This is a genomic window from Candidatus Chlamydia sanziniae, from assembly GCF_001653975.1.
In the GTDB taxonomy this organism is placed as follows: Bacteria; Chlamydiota; Chlamydiia; order Chlamydiales; family Chlamydiaceae; genus Chlamydia; species Chlamydia sanziniae.
Map to the genome: position 1 here is coordinate 582,107 of NZ_CP014639.1, position 16,182 is coordinate 598,288.

A 16,182-nucleotide genomic window follows, 5' to 3' on the forward strand; every position below is an offset into this window, starting at 1 on the left:
TCTCTCTCTTTTTTGCGTGGCACGTTACCAAGTTTTAAAGTCTAAATCTAAAGCGATTTCCAAAGGAATATCTTGCTGTAGAAGATTTGTTAGCACCATAGTATAGATCCGAAAGTTATCAGGATAAAGGTCAATTATGTGAAAACGTGCATTGCTAGGCAGAGAGATAGATCCGCTGTTAAGAATATAAGCAGGGGAATTGTCTTTACAGCTGTAAACAGCTGCCCGATGTTCATGTCCATGTAGGTAAAGTTGCACTTGAGGATATTTTTGTAACATCTGTTGTAGTAAGTCATGGTTAATGAGATTATGCTGAGATTTGCTTGAGGATAGTAGGGGATAGTGGTTAGCAATAATAACATTTTCTTCTGGCATTAAATTCAAAAAAAAAGTTTCAAGAGCTGTTATTTGGGAAAGTTGAACCTTACCATTTGCTGAAAACCAGCCGTTGCGACAGGAACAATCGAGTAAGATGAGCCACCAATGGGGTGTCAATTTTTGAAAAAAAATTTTGTTTTCTTGCAACTCATGATTCGGAAAATATTGATAGAAAGGTTGATCTACAAAAGCTTGTGCCGTATAGACATCATGATTTCCTGGCAATACATGAACAGCAGTTATTTTAGTCAAACGATCTACAAAATGACGTGCTAACAAAAATTCTGCATCCATAGCAGTGAGAGAAAAATCCCCAGTAATACATACGCTATTCGCATCAAGATTTTTTACAACCTCAGGGAAACGCTCAGAAATTGTTGTGGCTTGGAAATTTGTACCCCTTAAAGCTTGACGTATTAATCCTTTGAGTCTTTTGTTAAAGCATAGTAGAAGATTTCGAGGAAAAACACAGAAATGTATATCTGAAATATGAATCAGACGGTAAGCATCAGAAGGTTTCGGAAGCATCATATAAGATTTCTATTCTAATATTTTAGTATAAATTGAATTTAAGTAAATATTTCTTCATCCCCCTACTCAATGCATCAAGAAACTTTGGGTACAATATAAAGTAGGTCCTTTATAAAGGATCAACTATGTTATTGGATACATTTTCTCCTTGCAATTTCTTATTTATAAATTTGAGGAAAGAAAACTGTAGCTTGCAAGTACCTCGAAGAAGAATTATGGGAGTTGGTTTTTGGTTTAACGATTATGATATTCCTTTCTTTCCTTCATGGATCGGGATTACATTTCACAAATAACCATTTTTGAAGAAAGGACGAGCAAAGCTGTATCGAGAGCATAGGATACAGCTGAGGATATCGTTGATAGAGAATCTAAGATACCCCGAGCAATTAGATCTTCGATTTCTCGGGAAAGCACGCTCACCCCTAAACTTGTTGTGGCCAAAGAAGAGAGTTTAGCTATAACAGTATTGCTATCTAGATCGGCATTGTTGGCTAATTGTTCCAAAGGAGCGCAACATGCTTTTTGTAAAATTCGCATAGCTTCATATTCTTCCTCTCCAAAAAGATTTTCTTCCTTGCCTAAATCTAAGGAAGCATAGAATAACGCAGCGCCTCCACCAGGGATATAACCCTGAGTCATTGCGGAACTCATGATCGTAAAGGCTAAGTTATACAAGGCTTTGTTGCTTTCTTTGGTAGAAAGGATAGTAACAGGACTTTGAAGACGATTTTTTCTTTGCGTGAGAGAGAGTTTTTCTCTAGGACATAAGGTAGAACGGATTTCTTCTTCTAATTGACGGATTTTTAAAGCGAGTACTTCAGGTACATGATGACCACGAATTAATGTTGTTTGTGTTTCCGAAATCTCAATCGATGCACAAGAACCTAAGATCGTATAATGTGGAGGTAAAGAGTGAGGATCGAAATCCTGCGAAAAAATATGTGTTCCGGTAAATAAGGCAATATCTTCTGCTACAGCTTGTTCTGTGGTAGAGAGATTAGGAATAGAAATCACAGTCACTTGTAATAATCCCTGTAATTTATTTGCAATTAGTGTGGCAAGCACATCTTCATGGATATCTTCACAGAAAATAAGCAAATGTTTGTCCTCTATAGCAGCCTCCTGCAGCAAAGGAAGGAGCGGATGAATAGTAGAGATTTTTTTATCAGTAATAAAAATCTTAGGGCAAGAAATCGTGATGACGCGGTTTGTAGAATGGGAAGTAAAGTATGCCGAAGCGTAACCAGCGTTGATTCTCAGACCTTGAGTGATTTGCATGTCAGTTTGATAGCTACATGTTAGAGAGATTAAGCCTTCAGGACCTGTTACTGAAAAAGCCGCGGCAAATTCATCAGCAATGATAGGGATATGTAGAGCTGAAAAAATAATGGCCCGTAATTTTTTAGCATCTTTGATAGGCCAAGAATGTTGTTGTAAGGAATCAAGGAGCTTTTTCTCCATATGTTTTAGCGACACAGAAAGTTTATGGATGGAAATCCCACGTTCTAAAGCAAGATAACTTTCTTGTAAAATTGCATGCAAAAGAATTAATCCTACGGTTGCTCCATCGAAATGCTTCGCATAAATTTTATCTGCCATGATTTTGGCAAAACCTACACCAATATTTTCATGAGGATCAGAAAATGTTATTTTTGAGAGGACGGTATAACCACGTTCCTCAAAAAAAGCAGCCTGGGAGTGTAGGGTTTTAGGTCCATAAAACTTTTTAACTAGTTGAAGGGCTTTATCTATACCCAGGAAAAGCTTTTTATCCGCATGATAACTAGACAATTTTTCCCATTCAGACATGTGAACCTCATACAAGAACTCAAAGCTTCACACTACCAAGTCGTTTTTTAGTTCACAATACCTTACAATAGGAAAGGTGGCACCCGGAATCGAACCGGGGATAGGGGCTTTGCAGGCCTCGGCCTTACCGCTTGGCTATGCCACCAGAACCTGAAGCGAAAATCCTTAGTCTAAGGGAAACGTGATTTTATAGTAAGCGAGAATTCATTCACCTTGATTTAGACCTCTTGCATTCTTGTATTCTATTTATTTATAGTACCCGCGAGTGCAGGTTCTGCTTTAGCCAGGTATTCCCAGGGGGCTAAACAGACACTCGCATTGGATTGATACTAGTTAAAAGACTATAAAAACAAAGGCAAAGTATGCAGCCGATATTCCTTAAAGAATGGATATCTCTGATGTTGTCTGAGGCCATGTGTCCAAAGTCTGGGAAAAAAATATCAGGCATTGCTATAGATAGCCGGCAAGTGCATCCCGGAGATTTATTTTTCGCACTTCCAGGTGCAATAACAGACGGACACCAGTTCTTGGCAGAAGCAGCAAAAGCCGGGGCAATAGCCGCTGTAGTGTCTAAAGAATATCAAGGGAAGGACTTTGGTCTCGAATTAGTTGTTGTTGAAGATCCAAAGAAAGCTCTCCAAGAAGCTGGCCGTAATCAATATAACCTATTTCAAGGGAGTATTATTGGAATCACTGGTTCTTTAGGAAAAACTACAACGAAAGAATTCTCTAAAACTCTCTTGGCTTCTTCATTTAAAGTCCATGCGAGTCCTAAGAGTTATAATTCTCAGTTAACCGTTCCTCTGAGTTTACTCATGGCTGATGGCGATGAGGATCTTATCATTTTGGAAATGGGAGTGTCGGAACCTGGCAATATGGAGAACCTTTTATCAATAGTACAACCAGATATTAGCGTAATTACTCAGGTAAATAGTCAGCACGCTCTCCATTTCCCAACAGGCATTGAAGGGATTCTACAAGAAAAAAGCCAGATCTTAGAAAAAAGTCAAATACAATTTCTACCCAAAGATTCCCCATGGTATCCTGATTTGCTTAAACGTTCTGTATCAGCAGAAAAATTCTCTTTTTCATTCCATGATACGTCAGCAGATTTCTATTATAAAACTATCCGAGCAAACACGATTGTTATTCAGACTCCAGAAGGAGATTACGATCTTCCTATTTCTTTCCCTTATAAACCCGCATATATTAACCTCCTAATTGCTGTTGCCTTTGCTTGGCTTTTTGATGTTTCGTTGGATAGCCTAATACACTCTTTACCTAATTTACAGCTCCCCCCCATGCGCTTTGAACAAAACATGAAAAATGGAGTGCAAGTTATCAATGATGTGTATAATGCTTGTCCAGAAGCTATGTTAGCAGCTCTTGATGCTCTTCCTACTCCTTATGAAGGGGGCAAAATTATTCTCGTTCTTGGCCACATGTCTGAATTAGGAATGTATTCAAAAGAAGGTCATTGTATTGTTGCTAAAAAAGCTCTAGCAAAAGCTCAAAAAATATTTTTTATTGGTGAGTACTGGGCACCAATCCAACCTATTGTACAGGATTATACTTGTGACGTAGACTTCTATCCATCAGCTCAAGATGTTAAAGATGTCTTAAAAAGTGTTATACAGCAAGGCGATGTCATTTTACTCAAAGGTGCCCGTGCCTTGGCCCTTGAGTCTTTATTGAGTTGTTTTTAGTTCCTAAGGCCAGAAATTATATGACCTGCATAATAGATCTTTTCCCCGAGGTTTCCCCAGTGTTCTTTTTAAGTATGGTAGCAATGACGGGATTGTTACTTACTTTAGTTCTTGGAGTCCCTGTGATTCGGTGGTTAAAAAAAAAAGATTACCGTGATCAAATATACAAAGAATATTGTGAAAAACTTGAATTACTCCATAAAAATAAAGCTCAGGTACCTACGGGAGGGGGCATTTTACTATTCACAGTTCTCATTATCTCCATACTTGTTTGGTTCCCATGGACACGACCTCTTACCTGGTTGTTTATTCTGTTAATAACCGGCTATGCAAGTCTTGGTTGGTGTGATGATAGAATCAAAAAGAAAAGACAAAAAGGTCACGGATTGAAAGCAAAACACAAATTTATTATACAATTATGTCTTGCTACTGTAACCCTTTTGGTGTTGCCTTATGTCTATGGAAGTACAAAACCTTTATTTATGCTTAAGGTCCCTTTCGTAGAAGGAATGGTTTCTGTGCATTCCTCCCTAGGGAAACTATGTTGTTTGGGATTGGCGTTTCTTGCTATTGTTGGAACAAGTAATGCTGTAAATCTCACTGATGGTCTCGATGGGTTGGCTGCAGGAACCTTATTTATAACTACCCTTGGTTTTGTCATTGTTGCTTTGAATAGCCCCGCCATTCCCATAGCTCGCGAAATTGCTTATATGTTCGCAGCCTTAGCAGGTGTATGTATGGGATTTTTATGGTACAACGGTCCTCCAGCACAGGTGTTTATGGGGGATACAGGTTCTTTACTCTTAGGTGGCATGCTGGGAAGTTGTGCTGTTATGCTACGTGCTGAACTGATTTTAATTATTATAGGAAGCATATTTGTCGCAGAAGCAGGATCTGTAATTCTTCAGGTAGTAAGCCATAAGTGTTGGAAAAAACGAATTTTTCTATGTTCTCCATTACATCATCATTATGAATATCAAGGCATGTCTGAATTCAAAATTGTCATGCGTTTCTGGATTGTAAGCTTGATGTGTACAGGTATAGGCATAGCTGCTGCTTTGGGGAGAGTCCTGTGAGTCAACGTGTTCTTGTTCTAGGAATGGGAATTACAGGACAATCTGCAGCTAAGTTCTTACATGAACAAGGACATTATATTCTGGGTGTAGACCGTTCCTTAGATGCCTTGAAAGCAAAAGAGTTTTTTCATGAAAGGTTCCTCGAAGAAGAACAAGATTTTCCAGAAGATATTGACTTAGTTGTCCGTTCGCCTGGCGTACAGCCTTCGCATCCTTGGGTGATAGAAGCTTTGCAGCGTCAGATTCCTACAGATACAGATATACAGATAGCCTTTAGAACTGCAGAATTTCAACGCTACCCCTCATTAGGAATCACGGGATCTAATGGCAAAACAACAACAGCGCTATTTCTTACTCATCTATTTCATGTATTAGGAATCCCCGCAATTGTCATGGGCAATATAGGCCTGTCTGTACTCAACCAAATGCTACAGCCAGGGATACGTGTTGTAGAAATCAGCTCTTTTCAACTTGCTACACAAAATCAATTGCTTCCCGTATTGTCTGGAGCGACATTGTTGAATTTTTCCCAAAATCACTTAGATTATCATAAAACACTAGATATGTATTTTGAAGCCAAAAGCCGTATACAAAAATGTTTAAATGATAAAGGATCTTTATGGATTGGAGAAGGACTCTCCATAGGAAAACCTTATCAAATGTATATGGAAGAGATCCAAGCAATTTTTGATAAAGGGAGTGCATTAAAACCACTATATTTGCATGATAGAAATAATTATTGTGCAGCCTATGCTTTGGCTAATGAAGTGTGCCATGTCTCTTTAGACAACTTTTTAAAAGCAATTCTGACATTTGAAAAACCACCGCATAGAATCGAATATCTTGGAGAGAAGGATGGTGTACACTATATCAATGATAGCAAAGCTACAACCGTAAGTTCGGTGGGAAAAGCACTCGTAGCTTTAGGGCAAAAGATTATCGTGATTTTAGGTGGCAAGAATAAAGGTGGGGATTTCAGTTCTTTAATTTCTGTGCTCACACACACAGCAAAGCATATCATAGTTATGGGAGAGTCTCAGGAAGAAATTGCTACAGCATTATGCAACACAGTTCCCTTAACTCGGACTAAAAATTTACAGGAAGCTGTGCATGTTGCTCAAATTATAGCCCAACCAGGAGATAATATTTTGTTATCCCCCGGATGTGCAAGCTTTGATCAATTTCAAAGTTTTGAAGAACGAGGAGCTCTCTTTAAACAGTTGATCAGAGGAAATGGAGGCAAACTATTATGAATCGCAGAAATATGGTGATAACAGCAGTTTTGGTGAATACTATACTGCTCGCAGCCTTATTTGTGACATCGAAGCGTGCTAGAGTCAAGGATTATGCTCAAGACTATCGAGAGTTTACTGCAAGTAAAGTGACTAAAATCATCTCCCCGGAAGAAAAAAATACAGACAAACTTAACCCTGTAGTCTCTCCATCTACCACTATTGTAAAGGAAGAACTCGCTGCTCAGTTTATAGAAAATAAACCAACAATTCTTACGCCCACGGCTATCCCCTCGAAGTGTGAAATTTCAGAAGCGGCGTCTCCACAGCAAATCAAAGAAACTTCTAAAGAAACTTACGCTACAGTTATTGTAAAAAAAGGGGATTTTCTAGAACGCATTGCGCGTGCAAACCATACTACAGTAGCAATATTGATGCAAATCAATGACTTAACATCTACTCAACTAAAGATTGGCCAGGTGATTAAAGTTCCGATACTAGATGCTTCAGAAATTGCTAAGAATCCCCAAACAAAGATTCTAAGCTCTGATGATTACTATATCGTTCAAGAAGGAGATAGCCCTTGGACGATAGCATTACGTAATCATATCCGTTTAGAAGAATTACTACAGTTGAATGACCTTGATGAGCAGAAAGCACGACGTCTTAAACCTGGAGATAAATTACGCATGCGTTAGTATACACTTCTTAGGTCTTTGGTATGAAATGGTTTGTTGTTTCTTGCTTATTGGGAATTTTTTCTTTGGGCTTGATCATGGTTTTCGACACCTCTTCTGCAGAGGTTTTAGATCGATCCTTAACATGTAGTACACATAAAGCCTTCGTTCGTCAGGTTACTTATCTTATCCTTGGTTTGGGAATTTCTTCACTAATCTATGTAATGGGATGGAAAGATTTTTTAAAAATAAGTCCCATATTGCTTCTAGGTGCAAGTGTTGCTTTGGTTTATGTCCTAATCCCAGGATTGGGAATCTGTCGTAACGGCGCTAGAAGATGGTTGGGGTTTGGACAACTTACACTGCAACCTTCGGAGTTTGTGAAATATCTTGTTCCCCTTGTCGCTATAGAATATCTTACTCTCTATCCTCAATATCGACAGCAGCTTCAATTATTTCTCAAATTCACCGCCATACTATTCGTCCCGATTATTCTCATTGCTTTAGAGCCTGACAACGGCTCAGCAGCTGTCATTGCCTCTTCCTTAGTTCCCGTATTTATCATGACTTCAGTACGTCTACGCTACTGGTTTTTACCTCTGATTTGTATCGCGATTTTGGGAGGATCTCTAGCCTATAGAATGCCTTACGTACGGCATCGTCTCAATGTCTATCTCCACCCTGAGTTAGACATCAAGGGGCGTGGGCATCAGGCATATCAAGCAAAGATTGCTGCGGGATCAGGAAAATTATTCGGAAAAGGACCCGGGGCAAGCCTGCAAAAACTTACTTATTTGCCCGAAGCACAAAATGATTATATTGCAGCCATTTATGCCGAAGAATTTGGATTTCTCGGCGTACTTCTCCTCATATTTTTGTATATGTGTTTTGTCTACGGAGGTTACGCAATTGCAATGAAAGCCTCTTCTATAGAAGGCGCGTCCTTGGCAATAGTCATTACTTTAATTATTAGTATGCAAGCATTCATGAATTTAGGAGTGGTTTCTGGACTCTTGCCAAGTAAAGGAGTCAACCTTCCCTTTTTTAGCCAGGGAGGATCCTCGCTTATTGCGAATATGTGCGGAGTCACGTTGTTATTAAAAGTACAATAAAGAAAATGCGCAAAATAGTCTTAGCAGTAGGAGGGTCAGGAGGACATATCGTCCCTGCTTTGGCAACTAGAGAAACCTTTTCTAATCAAGGTATCGAAACTCTCCTTCTTGGAAAAGGTCTAGAACAACATCCTTCATTGTATCAGCAGGAAATAAATTATAAAGAAATCCCCTCGGATTCTCCTTTGGTGATCAATCCTCTAAAGTTAATGCGCAGAACTCTTTCTATTTATTCTGGGTATCGAAAAGCACATAGAGAACTAAAATTATTCGAACCAGATTTTGTTATAGGCTTTGGGAGTTACCACTCGCTACCTGTATTGCTGGCAGCTTTGAAACAAAGAATTCCTCTGTTTTTACACGAGCAAAATTTAATCCCTGGGAAAGTTAACAAGTTATTTGCTCCTTTTGCTCGGGGAGTAGGAGTCAATTTTGCTCCTGTTACAGAATACTTTTATTGTCCTTCTCAAGAAGTCTTCCTGCCTAAACGCGGATTTTCTTTAACCAATCCTATGAGGGGGCATTGTCAAAAGCATTGTCCCAAAATATGCGTCGTAGGAGGATCTCAAGGAGCCCATACGTTAAATACCATTGTTCCCAAAGCTTTAGTACAGCTTATTCCCCAATATCCGCATATGTATGTTCATCACATTGTTGGCCCTAAAAGTAATGTAAATGCAGTGCAGGATATGTATAATCATGGAGGTGTGGTGTGTTGTGTGAAAAACTTCGAAAATCAAATGCTTGATGTACTGTTAACAGTAGATCTTGTGATAAGCAGAGCTGGAGCAACTATCCTCGATGAAATTCTATGGGCAAAAGTTCCTGCAATTTTAATTCCTTATCCTGGAGCTTATGGTCATCAAGAAATTAATGCTAAGTTTTTTGTAGATACCATAGGAGGGGGAACTATGATTTTAGAAAAAAAACTCACAGAGAAGCTGTTAGTAGAAAATATCATTTTTAATCTAAACTCTCGAACTAAAGAAAAACAACGAAAATCATTGAATAATTATTATGCCCAAAGATCAAGTAAATCTTTTTACGAATTTATCAGCGAGTGCTTATAAAAAAAATATGAATATGACCCTCCGTTATCACTTTATTGGTATAGGTGGCATAGGAATGAGTGCTTTAGCACATATTCTTCTTGATCGTGGATGTCATGTGTCAGGAAGCGATCTTCATTCTGGAAATGTTCTAGATACTCTTAAAAGTAAAGGGGCCCTATGCTTCGTAGGCCACCATGAAAGTCATGTACCTGATTATGGTGTGGTGATCTATAGTTCTAGCATCTCTATGGATAATATTGAATATCGCACAGCTGTAAGGAAAGAACTTCAAATTATGCACAGAGCACAGTTTCTGGCTCAGCTTATGGAAGGACATACGCAAATTTGTATATCTGGGAGTCATGGAAAAACATTAACCACATCCTTAATCACGGCAATTTTTGAAGAAGCAAAACAAGATCCATCGTATGCTATAGGGGGAATAAGAGAAGCTTCACAAAACGGCTATTCTGGATCTTCGAAGATCTTTATAGCAGAAGCTGATGAAAGTGATGGATCTTTAAAATATTACGTTCCTCATGCTGCGGTTATTACTAATATAGATAATGAGCATCTCAGCAATTACGGCGGAGATATAAACAACCTTGTAAACATGGTTCAGGATTTCGCTCACAAAGTGACTGACCATCAAAAAGTTTTCTATAATGGTGATTGTCCATGGTTAAAAGATAAAATTGTAGGAGTCTCTTATGGGTTTTCTCAGGAATGTCAGTTACGAATAGTTTCTTATAGTCAAAAGACATGGCAGTCGTGTTTTTCTTTTACTTTTTCAGGACAGACGTACGAAGATGTCGAACTTAATCTAGCAGGGAAGCATAATGTTGCCAATGCAGCAGCAGCATGTGGAATTGCCCTAGCTTTTGATATAGACATACGTATTGTTCGTAGAGCTTTAGCTAATTTTGTAGGTGTAAAGCGTCGTTTAGAAAGAAAAAATATTTCCGAGCGTTTCCTTTTTCTTGAAGATTATGCTCATCATCCTTCAGAAATCTCAAGTACCTTATGCGCAGTGCGAGATGCCGTAGGATTGCGTAGAATAGTTGCTATTTGTCAGCCTCACAGATTTTCTCGTTTGCAAGATTGTTTACACATGTTCCCTAAAGCTTTTCAAGATGCTGACGAGGTAATTCTTACCGATGTTTATAGTGCTGGTGAGACTTCTAACAGTACCTTATTCTTACCTGCTTTTGCTGATCAGATTGCTAAATGCTCCTATGTACGTTGTTGTTATGTGCCTTATAGTGATTTGGTGCAATATCTACAGGATTACATTCGTGTTCATGATGTCTGTATTTCTTTAGGAGCTGGAAATATCGATACCTTAGGGGATACCTTAATGTACTTCATACCTAAAAAACTTTGTGTTGCAGTAATTTGTGGAGGACAATCTTGCGAATACGATATTTCTATACTCTCTGCGCAACATGCTTCTAAATATATTTCTTCTGAGTACTATGATGTCTGCTATTTTATTATAGATCCCCAAGGACAATGGAGAACAGGAAAAGATTTATTAAAGCTTGCTAAAGAAAGACAAGGGTATTCGGTTTTGTCCCCGGAAATTTCTCAAGCTCTCGCACAAGTGGATTTTATTGTACCTATTCTACATGGGCCTTTTGGAGAAGACGGTAAGATCCAAGGATTTTTCGAAATTTTAGGTAAGCCTTATAGTGGCCCTTCTTTGCCCCCAGCAGCGATTTCTATGGATAAATTATTAACAAAGCGTATAGCCTCCGCTGTTGGTGTTCCTGTCGTCCCCTGCCAACCTCTCAATCTATCTACGTGGAAACAGAGTCCCGAAGCCTTTATAAAAAATGTTATAGAAACTTTTACTTTCCCTATGGTTGTAAAAACTGCCCATCTTGGATCTAGCCTTGGGATTTTTTTAGTTCATAATGAGCAAGAACTTCAAAAACAACTCTCTGAAGCTTTCCTCTATGATACGGATGTATTTGTTGAAGAAAGTCGCTTAGGATCTCGTGAAATTGAAGTTTCTTGTATTGGAGACTCTACCATTCAATATTACATTGCAGAACCTCATGAACGGTGTGGGGCTCATGGATTTATTGATTATCAAGAAAAATATGGCTGGAACGGTAGTGTTTGTCCTACAATTTCTTTTAATGTAGAACTTCCTGAAGAGTCTCTTAGCCTGGTGAAAGAACTCACAGAACGCGTTTATCGAGCTATCCAAGGAAAAGGCTCAGCACGAATAGATTTCTTTTTAGATGAAGAGGGGAAGTTTTGGCTTTCCGAAATTAATCCAATTCCAGGAATGACAGCGTGCAGTCCATTTTTAGAAGCTTTTGTGCAAATGGGATGGACTCAAGAACAACTGATGCATTATTTTATAATAGAGGGATTGTATAGATTTAATAAACAACAAGCTTTACAAACCCTCTTCTACCAACACAAAGAATTAATAGAAAAAAGCTAAAAATTATACAGATAATTTTTAGCTTACCATAAAAAAATTACTCTTTAGAACTACAGTGATGATGACATCCACACCGATGATGAACTGTAACAGGAGGTTCTTCAGCTTCGGAATTGTACGTGTCCTGACAGCATTGCCTAGGCATATCAAGATCATCTAGACAAGAATCCGCACACGGTATAGCATGACCATCTTCAGGCTGAATCAAATCAATCTGCACTTTCTTTTTTAATCTAGAACATACACGCCGAAGGATGGTTCTTAACGCGTGTATTGTATTGCCCCTTCTTCCTATAATTTTTCCGATATCTTCAGGAGCTACGCGAATTTCTAATTTGACAGATTCATTAGCTTTATCTTCGATAGAACGAATTTCAACAGCTTCAGGATTGGCAACTAAATTCTTAACAATATATGCTACAAACTCTTCCATAAAATCCAAATTAACTTGAGATGCAGAAAGAAAAGAACATATTGATATGTTCTTTGAAATTTCTTGCAACAGTGTATCTAGTTAAAGGAAAAAGTCAATGATTATTCTCCAGCATTACTTTGTTTGCATAGCCAATGCAAATAGTCTTTATCGCCATCTTCAAGGAAGAAAAGAAGAATTTCAGGGACCTCATATTCACAATGGAGCTTAATCGCAGAAGAGACCCCAGGAAAAGACCGTTGCGTGGTTTTAATTTGCACATGATATTCTTCAGAAATCTGTAACTCTCCTTCCCATAAGTATACCGATTGTCCTTTAGGGAAAATATGAACACAAGCTGCTAGGTGAGATGTGATTAATGTAGTTGCTAGGGCTAGGGCTTGCTCTTGCGAAGGTAATTGTGTAAGAATAAGTACAGGTTTCATAATTTTTTTAGTAATAAGAAATTAGAAAAACGTAAATCATAAATATATTGTTCTTGAGTATCTATCGGCAAACTTTTTTTTGTATCCTTATAGAAATCTAAGGCAGGTTTTAAAGCATGCCGAGGCAAACGTAAAAGACTGCCCGAGGCAAGTGTGACTATAATTTCTCCAGGATAGTCATCGGCTGTGGATAGATCAATAATTGCAAGGCTATCTCTTGCAAGTTCTTGAAGAAGAGACGCAACAAGAGATATCTTTGCTGCTGGGAGTAAGGGAACAAGAAGATCTTCTATGGGGAAAAAGACTCGAGGTAGAGTAAGCATTTGGAAAAAAGGCTGACAAGGAAAGCGATTGCCTTCAAGATTAAATAATGTATTTGATTGATTGGCAACATAAGCTATCGGAGTATTCAACGTATAGGAAATGATAAGACCTTTATTGTCAGGAAATTTTTTTACAGTAACGGAAGAAAAAATACCTAGGTTGTGTAAAGTAGCCTCGGCTTGCTTAGTGGAAAATTCATGAAGAAAGGTTGGAACATCCGCAGAAAGCCCTAAAAGCTCTGAAATGATGATGCCAGAAATTTTCGTGGGATTAGATGACACGATGAACAAGTTTTTAATTGGAATGGGGTGGGGTTTGGATAACAAAGAAATTTCAGGAAAGAATAACCAACAAAACGTCGGAATGCAAAGTAATACACTAATAAGGATAAACATAGTGACATAAAAAAAAGAATGCCGGGGACCAGGAGAGACAAGCATTTTTAGAAAGCTTCTTACCATGAGAGCGCATTGTTTTTTATTTTAATCGTAAATAATATGCCTAATATTTACGATTACTATTGAGGATGTTTTTTATGGATTTTTCAACAAAGAAATACGGAGATATCCTTGTCATTTACTTACGAGGTTCTCTAGATGCTGTTTCTGTCCCAAATGCTGAGAGATTTTTAGAGCAATTTATGCATCAAGAACATTCTAAATTAGTTTTTAATTTGAAAGAGGTCTCTTATATAAGTAGTGCGGGCATTCGGCTATTTTTATCTATGTTTAAAGTAGTGCAAAACTTACAAGGGAAGCTCTGCCTCTGTTGTGTTCAGGAATCCGTAGGCGAAGTTATGCGAATCGCAGGATTGGACCAGATGTTATTATTATGTCAAACGGAACAGGAATGTTTTAGTAAATTTTAGTTTTTTGCTTATGTTTCCTTTTGAATTTCAAACGGACACCACCTCTATTACTAAATATGATGTTTGCCTTGATCTTCAAAAACTTTTTGCGAAATTGTTTAAGCGTACGGTCATTTTGCTGGCTGGACCTACAGGATCGGGGAAAACAGAAATTTCCCTCTTGCTTGCTCCAATGGTTGATGGGGAAATAATTTCAGTAGATTCTACTCAAGTCTATCGAGGGATGGACATTGGTACTGCTAAAGTTTCCTGGGAAGCAAGACAAGCTGTGCCTCATTACCTAATTGATATTTGTCATGTCCAAGAGCCATTTAATGTTGTCGATTTCTATTATGAAGCGACTCAAGCGTGTCAAAATATTTTATCACGAAATAAAGTGCCAATTTTAGTCGGAGGCTCTGGTTTTTACTTCCATACCTTCCTTTCAGGACCTCCGGAAGGCCCTGCAGCAGATCACCAGATACGCAGTCAGTTAGAAGCACAAGTAGAAAAACATGGGCTTACTTTTCTCTATGATGAGTTAACCCTCAGAGATCCAGATTATGCCCAGACTATTACGAGAAATGATAAAAATAAAATTATTCGTGGCTTAGAAATCATCCAGTTGTCAGGAAAGAAAGTAAGCGAACATTCATGGAGCGTAGCTCCTAAAGTATCCACAGAGTATTGCTACCGCGCTTGGTTTCTTTCTCCTTCAAAAGAACTTTTGCAACACAATATCCAATCTCGTTGTGAGACCATGTTAAAAACAGGGTTATTAGATGAAGTAAAAAATTTATTATTTCAAGGGATTCGAGAAAATTCTTCAGCTGCAAAAGCAATCGGCTATCGCGAATGGATAGAATTTATAGATAAAGGAGAACCTGAAGAATTTTATTCCCTAGTCAAACAACGGTTCATGTCTAATAGTTGGCAGTATACTAAAAAACAAAGAACTTGGTTTAAACGTTATCCTATATTTCGGGAGTTGCCCCTTACGAATCTTTCTGCCGAAGCTATAGCTGAAAAAATAGCAGAAGATTATTTACTTCATAGCTGACAAACCGTATTAGAAACATGTTGATAAAAGGTATTTCTTTCAATGGGAACAAAACCCTGAGAACGAATGAGGGAACACACTTCTTCTTTAGAACTTTGTATAGACCATCCTGCACACTTATGCACACTTTCATCTAAAATTATGCCCCCAAAATCATCAGCACCATAGTGTAAGGCTTGCGCACCTGTACTTTTCCCTTCACTAAACCAAGAAGCCGCAATATGATCAAAGTTATCTAAAAAGATTCTAGCTATGGCTAAAATGCGATAGTACATTTCATCCGTACGTTGTACTTGAATTCTAGAACCTAAGGCAGTATGTGCGGGTTTGTAACTCCAAGGAATGAAACTATAGAATCCTGGATGCATATCTTGTGCATCACGAAGTGTATTGAGATGTATGAGAATGTCCTCAGGAGTCTCCACATGACCAAACATCATTGTTGCTGTGCTACTAAATCCCAGAGAGTGAGCAAGCTTATGAAAGTTTATCCATCCATCAGGCCCCATTTTTTTTGGAGAAAGAATCTTTCGAACTCTTTCAGATAAACATTCCGCTCCTCCTCCAGGAATTGTACGCTGCCCTGCATCCCAAAGTCGTTGTAAGGCTTGTTCATTGCTCATCCCCGACACCTGAGCTGCATGATTTATTTCTACTGCAGAAAAAAAATGAGGATGAATTGTAGGAAATTCTTGAATCGTAATGCGAGTAAGCTCCTCAAAATAATCCATCCCTAAAGAGGGGTGAACTCCTCCCTGTAAAAGTACTGTCTTAATCCCCAATTTTATATAGCGCTGTAATAAAATACGAAAATCATCAAAAGAAAGTAAATATGCATCCGGATATTTCGGTTTTCTATAAAACGCACAAAAAATACAATCTACTTTGCAAATATTTGTATAATTGGGATTGGCATCAAGAACATAGGAGACTTCATTTAAAGGATAGCGTTGTTGGCGAATAGTATTCGCAATACATTGAAGTTTGTCCAATGGCCAAGAAATAAACATTTCTAGTCCTTCTTTAAAAGAAATTCTTTTATAAGGACTCATAAAACCATTG

General features: G+C 38.2%; 14 protein-coding genes, 1 tRNA gene and 1 pseudogene. 9 read left to right on the top strand and 7 right to left on the bottom strand.

All coding sequences use genetic code 11. From position 1 onward, the window contains the following. Window positions 1-24: 24 nt before the first annotated feature. From Cs308_RS02525 to Cs308_RS02535, 3 genes are all read right to left on the bottom strand, one after another. Window positions 25-906: a metallophosphoesterase family protein gene (locus Cs308_RS02525; protein WP_066483379.1), complete on the bottom strand. Its 882-nt coding sequence runs from the start codon at window positions 904-906 to the stop codon at window positions 25-27. A gap of 279 nt (window positions 907-1,185) precedes the next feature. Next, window positions 1,186-2,718 (bottom strand): variant chaperonin GroEL3, encoded by a 1,533-nt coding sequence (gene groEL3, locus Cs308_RS02530; protein WP_066482213.1) that lies wholly within the window; start codon window positions 2,716-2,718, stop codon window positions 1,186-1,188. Between the two features lie 74 nt (window positions 2,719-2,792). Next, window positions 2,793-2,863 (bottom strand) — tRNA-Cys (locus Cs308_RS02535). Window positions 2,864-3,080: 217 nt separating this feature from the next. Between Cs308_RS02535 and murF the strand changes: the two genes are divergently transcribed. The 7 genes and pseudogenes from murF to Cs308_RS02570 all read left to right on the top strand — a co-directional run bounded on the left by murF (window position 3,081) and on the right by Cs308_RS02570 (window position 12,031). After that, window positions 3,081-4,424 carry a UDP-N-acetylmuramoyl-tripeptide--D-alanyl-D-alanine ligase gene (murF, locus tag Cs308_RS02540; protein WP_066482215.1) on the top strand — a complete coding sequence of 448 codons (1,344 nt, stop codon included), beginning with the start codon at window positions 3,081-3,083 and terminating at the stop codon, window positions 4,422-4,424. Between the two features lie 20 nt (window positions 4,425-4,444). After that, window positions 4,445-5,500 (top strand): phospho-N-acetylmuramoyl-pentapeptide-transferase, encoded by a 1,056-nt coding sequence (mraY, locus tag Cs308_RS02545; protein ID WP_066483387.1) that lies wholly within the window; start codon window positions 4,445-4,447, stop codon window positions 5,498-5,500. Further along, window positions 5,497-6,753, top strand: coding sequence for a UDP-N-acetylmuramoyl-L-alanine--D-glutamate ligase (murD, locus tag Cs308_RS02550; RefSeq protein ID WP_082905005.1), 1,257 nt, complete (start codon window positions 5,497-5,499; stop codon window positions 6,751-6,753). The genes mraY and murD overlap by 4 nt, the downstream gene beginning before the upstream one ends. Continuing rightward, on the top strand, window positions 6,750-7,430 hold the full coding sequence (locus Cs308_RS02555; RefSeq protein ID WP_066482218.1) for a lytic transglycosylase: 681 nt from the start codon (window positions 6,750-6,752) through the stop codon (window positions 7,428-7,430). The genes murD and Cs308_RS02555 overlap by 4 nt, the downstream gene beginning before the upstream one ends. Before the next feature lie 23 nt (window positions 7,431-7,453). Beyond that, a pseudogene (ftsW, locus tag Cs308_RS02560) lies at window positions 7,454-8,591 on the top strand (putative lipid II flippase FtsW). Beyond that, the gene (gene murG, locus Cs308_RS02565) at window positions 8,527-9,591 is read left to right on the top strand and encodes an undecaprenyldiphospho-muramoylpentapeptide beta-N-acetylglucosaminyltransferase (protein WP_082905006.1); all 1,065 of its coding nucleotides are present in this window, start codon (window positions 8,527-8,529) and stop codon (window positions 9,589-9,591) included. Before ftsW ends, murG begins: the two are co-directional and overlap by 65 nt. Window positions 9,592-9,598: 7 nt before the next feature. Next, on the top strand, window positions 9,599-12,031 hold the full coding sequence (locus Cs308_RS02570; protein WP_066483394.1) for a bifunctional UDP-N-acetylmuramate--L-alanine ligase/D-alanine--D-alanine ligase: 2,433 nt from the start codon (window positions 9,599-9,601) through the stop codon (window positions 12,029-12,031). A 37-nt stretch (window positions 12,032-12,068) separates the two neighbouring features. Here the strand turns inward: Cs308_RS02570 and Cs308_RS05110 are convergent, their stop codons facing one another. From Cs308_RS05110 to Cs308_RS02585, 3 genes are all read right to left on the bottom strand, one after another. After that, window positions 12,069-12,464: a KH domain-containing protein gene (locus Cs308_RS05110; RefSeq protein WP_066483398.1), complete on the bottom strand. Its 396-nt coding sequence runs from the start codon at window positions 12,462-12,464 to the stop codon at window positions 12,069-12,071. Between the two features lie 101 nt (window positions 12,465-12,565). Then, complete coding sequence (gene cutA, locus Cs308_RS02580; RefSeq protein ID WP_066482220.1) at window positions 12,566-12,889, bottom strand: divalent-cation tolerance protein CutA; 324 nt, start codon at window positions 12,887-12,889, stop codon at window positions 12,566-12,568. Beyond that, window positions 12,886-13,674 carry a cell division protein FtsQ gene (locus Cs308_RS02585; protein ID WP_066482223.1) on the bottom strand — a complete coding sequence of 263 codons (789 nt, stop codon included), beginning with the start codon at window positions 13,672-13,674 and terminating at the stop codon, window positions 12,886-12,888. Before Cs308_RS02585 ends, cutA begins: the two co-directional genes overlap by 4 nt. A 74-nt stretch (window positions 13,675-13,748) precedes the next feature. Between Cs308_RS02585 and Cs308_RS02590 the strand changes: the two genes are divergently transcribed. Further along, window positions 13,749-14,081, top strand: coding sequence for an STAS domain-containing protein (locus tag Cs308_RS02590; RefSeq protein WP_066482225.1), 333 nt, complete (start codon window positions 13,749-13,751; stop codon window positions 14,079-14,081). Window positions 14,082-14,091: 10 nt separating this feature from the next. Further along, the gene (gene miaA, locus Cs308_RS02595) at window positions 14,092-15,120 is read left to right on the top strand and encodes a tRNA (adenosine(37)-N6)-dimethylallyltransferase MiaA (RefSeq protein WP_066482227.1); all 1,029 of its coding nucleotides are present in this window, start codon (window positions 14,092-14,094) and stop codon (window positions 15,118-15,120) included. Here miaA and mqnC read toward each other — a convergent pair. Further along, entirely contained in the window at window positions 15,111-16,172 is a 1,062-nt protein-coding gene (mqnC, locus tag Cs308_RS02600; RefSeq protein ID WP_066482230.1) for a cyclic dehypoxanthinyl futalosine synthase, read from the bottom strand. The genes miaA and mqnC overlap by 10 nt on opposite strands. Between the last annotated feature and the right edge of the window lie 10 nt (window positions 16,173-16,182).

Excerpts from the sequence above, each read along its gene's own strand:
- Cs308_RS02525 (WP_066483379.1), bottom strand. The coding sequence starts at position 906 with ATGCTTCCGAAACCTTCTGATGCTTACCGTCTGATTCATATTTCAGAT.
- groEL3 (WP_066482213.1), bottom strand. The coding sequence starts at position 2,718 with ATGTCTGAATGGGAAAAATTGTCTAGTTATCATGCGGATAAAAAGCTT.
- murF (WP_066482215.1), top strand. The coding sequence starts at position 3,081 with ATGCAGCCGATATTCCTTAAAGAATGGATATCTCTGATGTTGTCTGAG.
- mraY (WP_066483387.1), top strand. The coding sequence starts at position 4,445 with ATGACCTGCATAATAGATCTTTTCCCCGAGGTTTCCCCAGTGTTCTTT.
- Cs308_RS02555 (WP_066482218.1), top strand. The coding sequence starts at position 6,750 with ATGAATCGCAGAAATATGGTGATAACAGCAGTTTTGGTGAATACTATA.
- murG (WP_082905006.1), top strand. The coding sequence starts at position 8,527 with ATGCGCAAAATAGTCTTAGCAGTAGGAGGGTCAGGAGGACATATCGTC.
- Cs308_RS02570 (WP_066483394.1), top strand. The coding sequence starts at position 9,599 with ATGAATATGACCCTCCGTTATCACTTTATTGGTATAGGTGGCATAGGA.
- Cs308_RS05110 (WP_066483398.1), bottom strand. The coding sequence starts at position 12,464 with ATGGAAGAGTTTGTAGCATATATTGTTAAGAATTTAGTTGCCAATCCT.
- cutA (WP_066482220.1), bottom strand. The coding sequence starts at position 12,889 with ATGAAACCTGTACTTATTCTTACACAATTACCTTCGCAAGAGCAAGCC.
- Cs308_RS02585 (WP_066482223.1), bottom strand. The coding sequence starts at position 13,674 with ATGGTAAGAAGCTTTCTAAAAATGCTTGTCTCTCCTGGTCCCCGGCAT.
- Cs308_RS02590 (WP_066482225.1), top strand. The coding sequence starts at position 13,749 with ATGGATTTTTCAACAAAGAAATACGGAGATATCCTTGTCATTTACTTA.
- miaA (WP_066482227.1), top strand. The coding sequence starts at position 14,092 with ATGTTTCCTTTTGAATTTCAAACGGACACCACCTCTATTACTAAATAT.
- mqnC (WP_066482230.1), bottom strand. The coding sequence starts at position 16,172 with ATGAGTCCTTATAAAAGAATTTCTTTTAAAGAAGGACTAGAAATGTTT.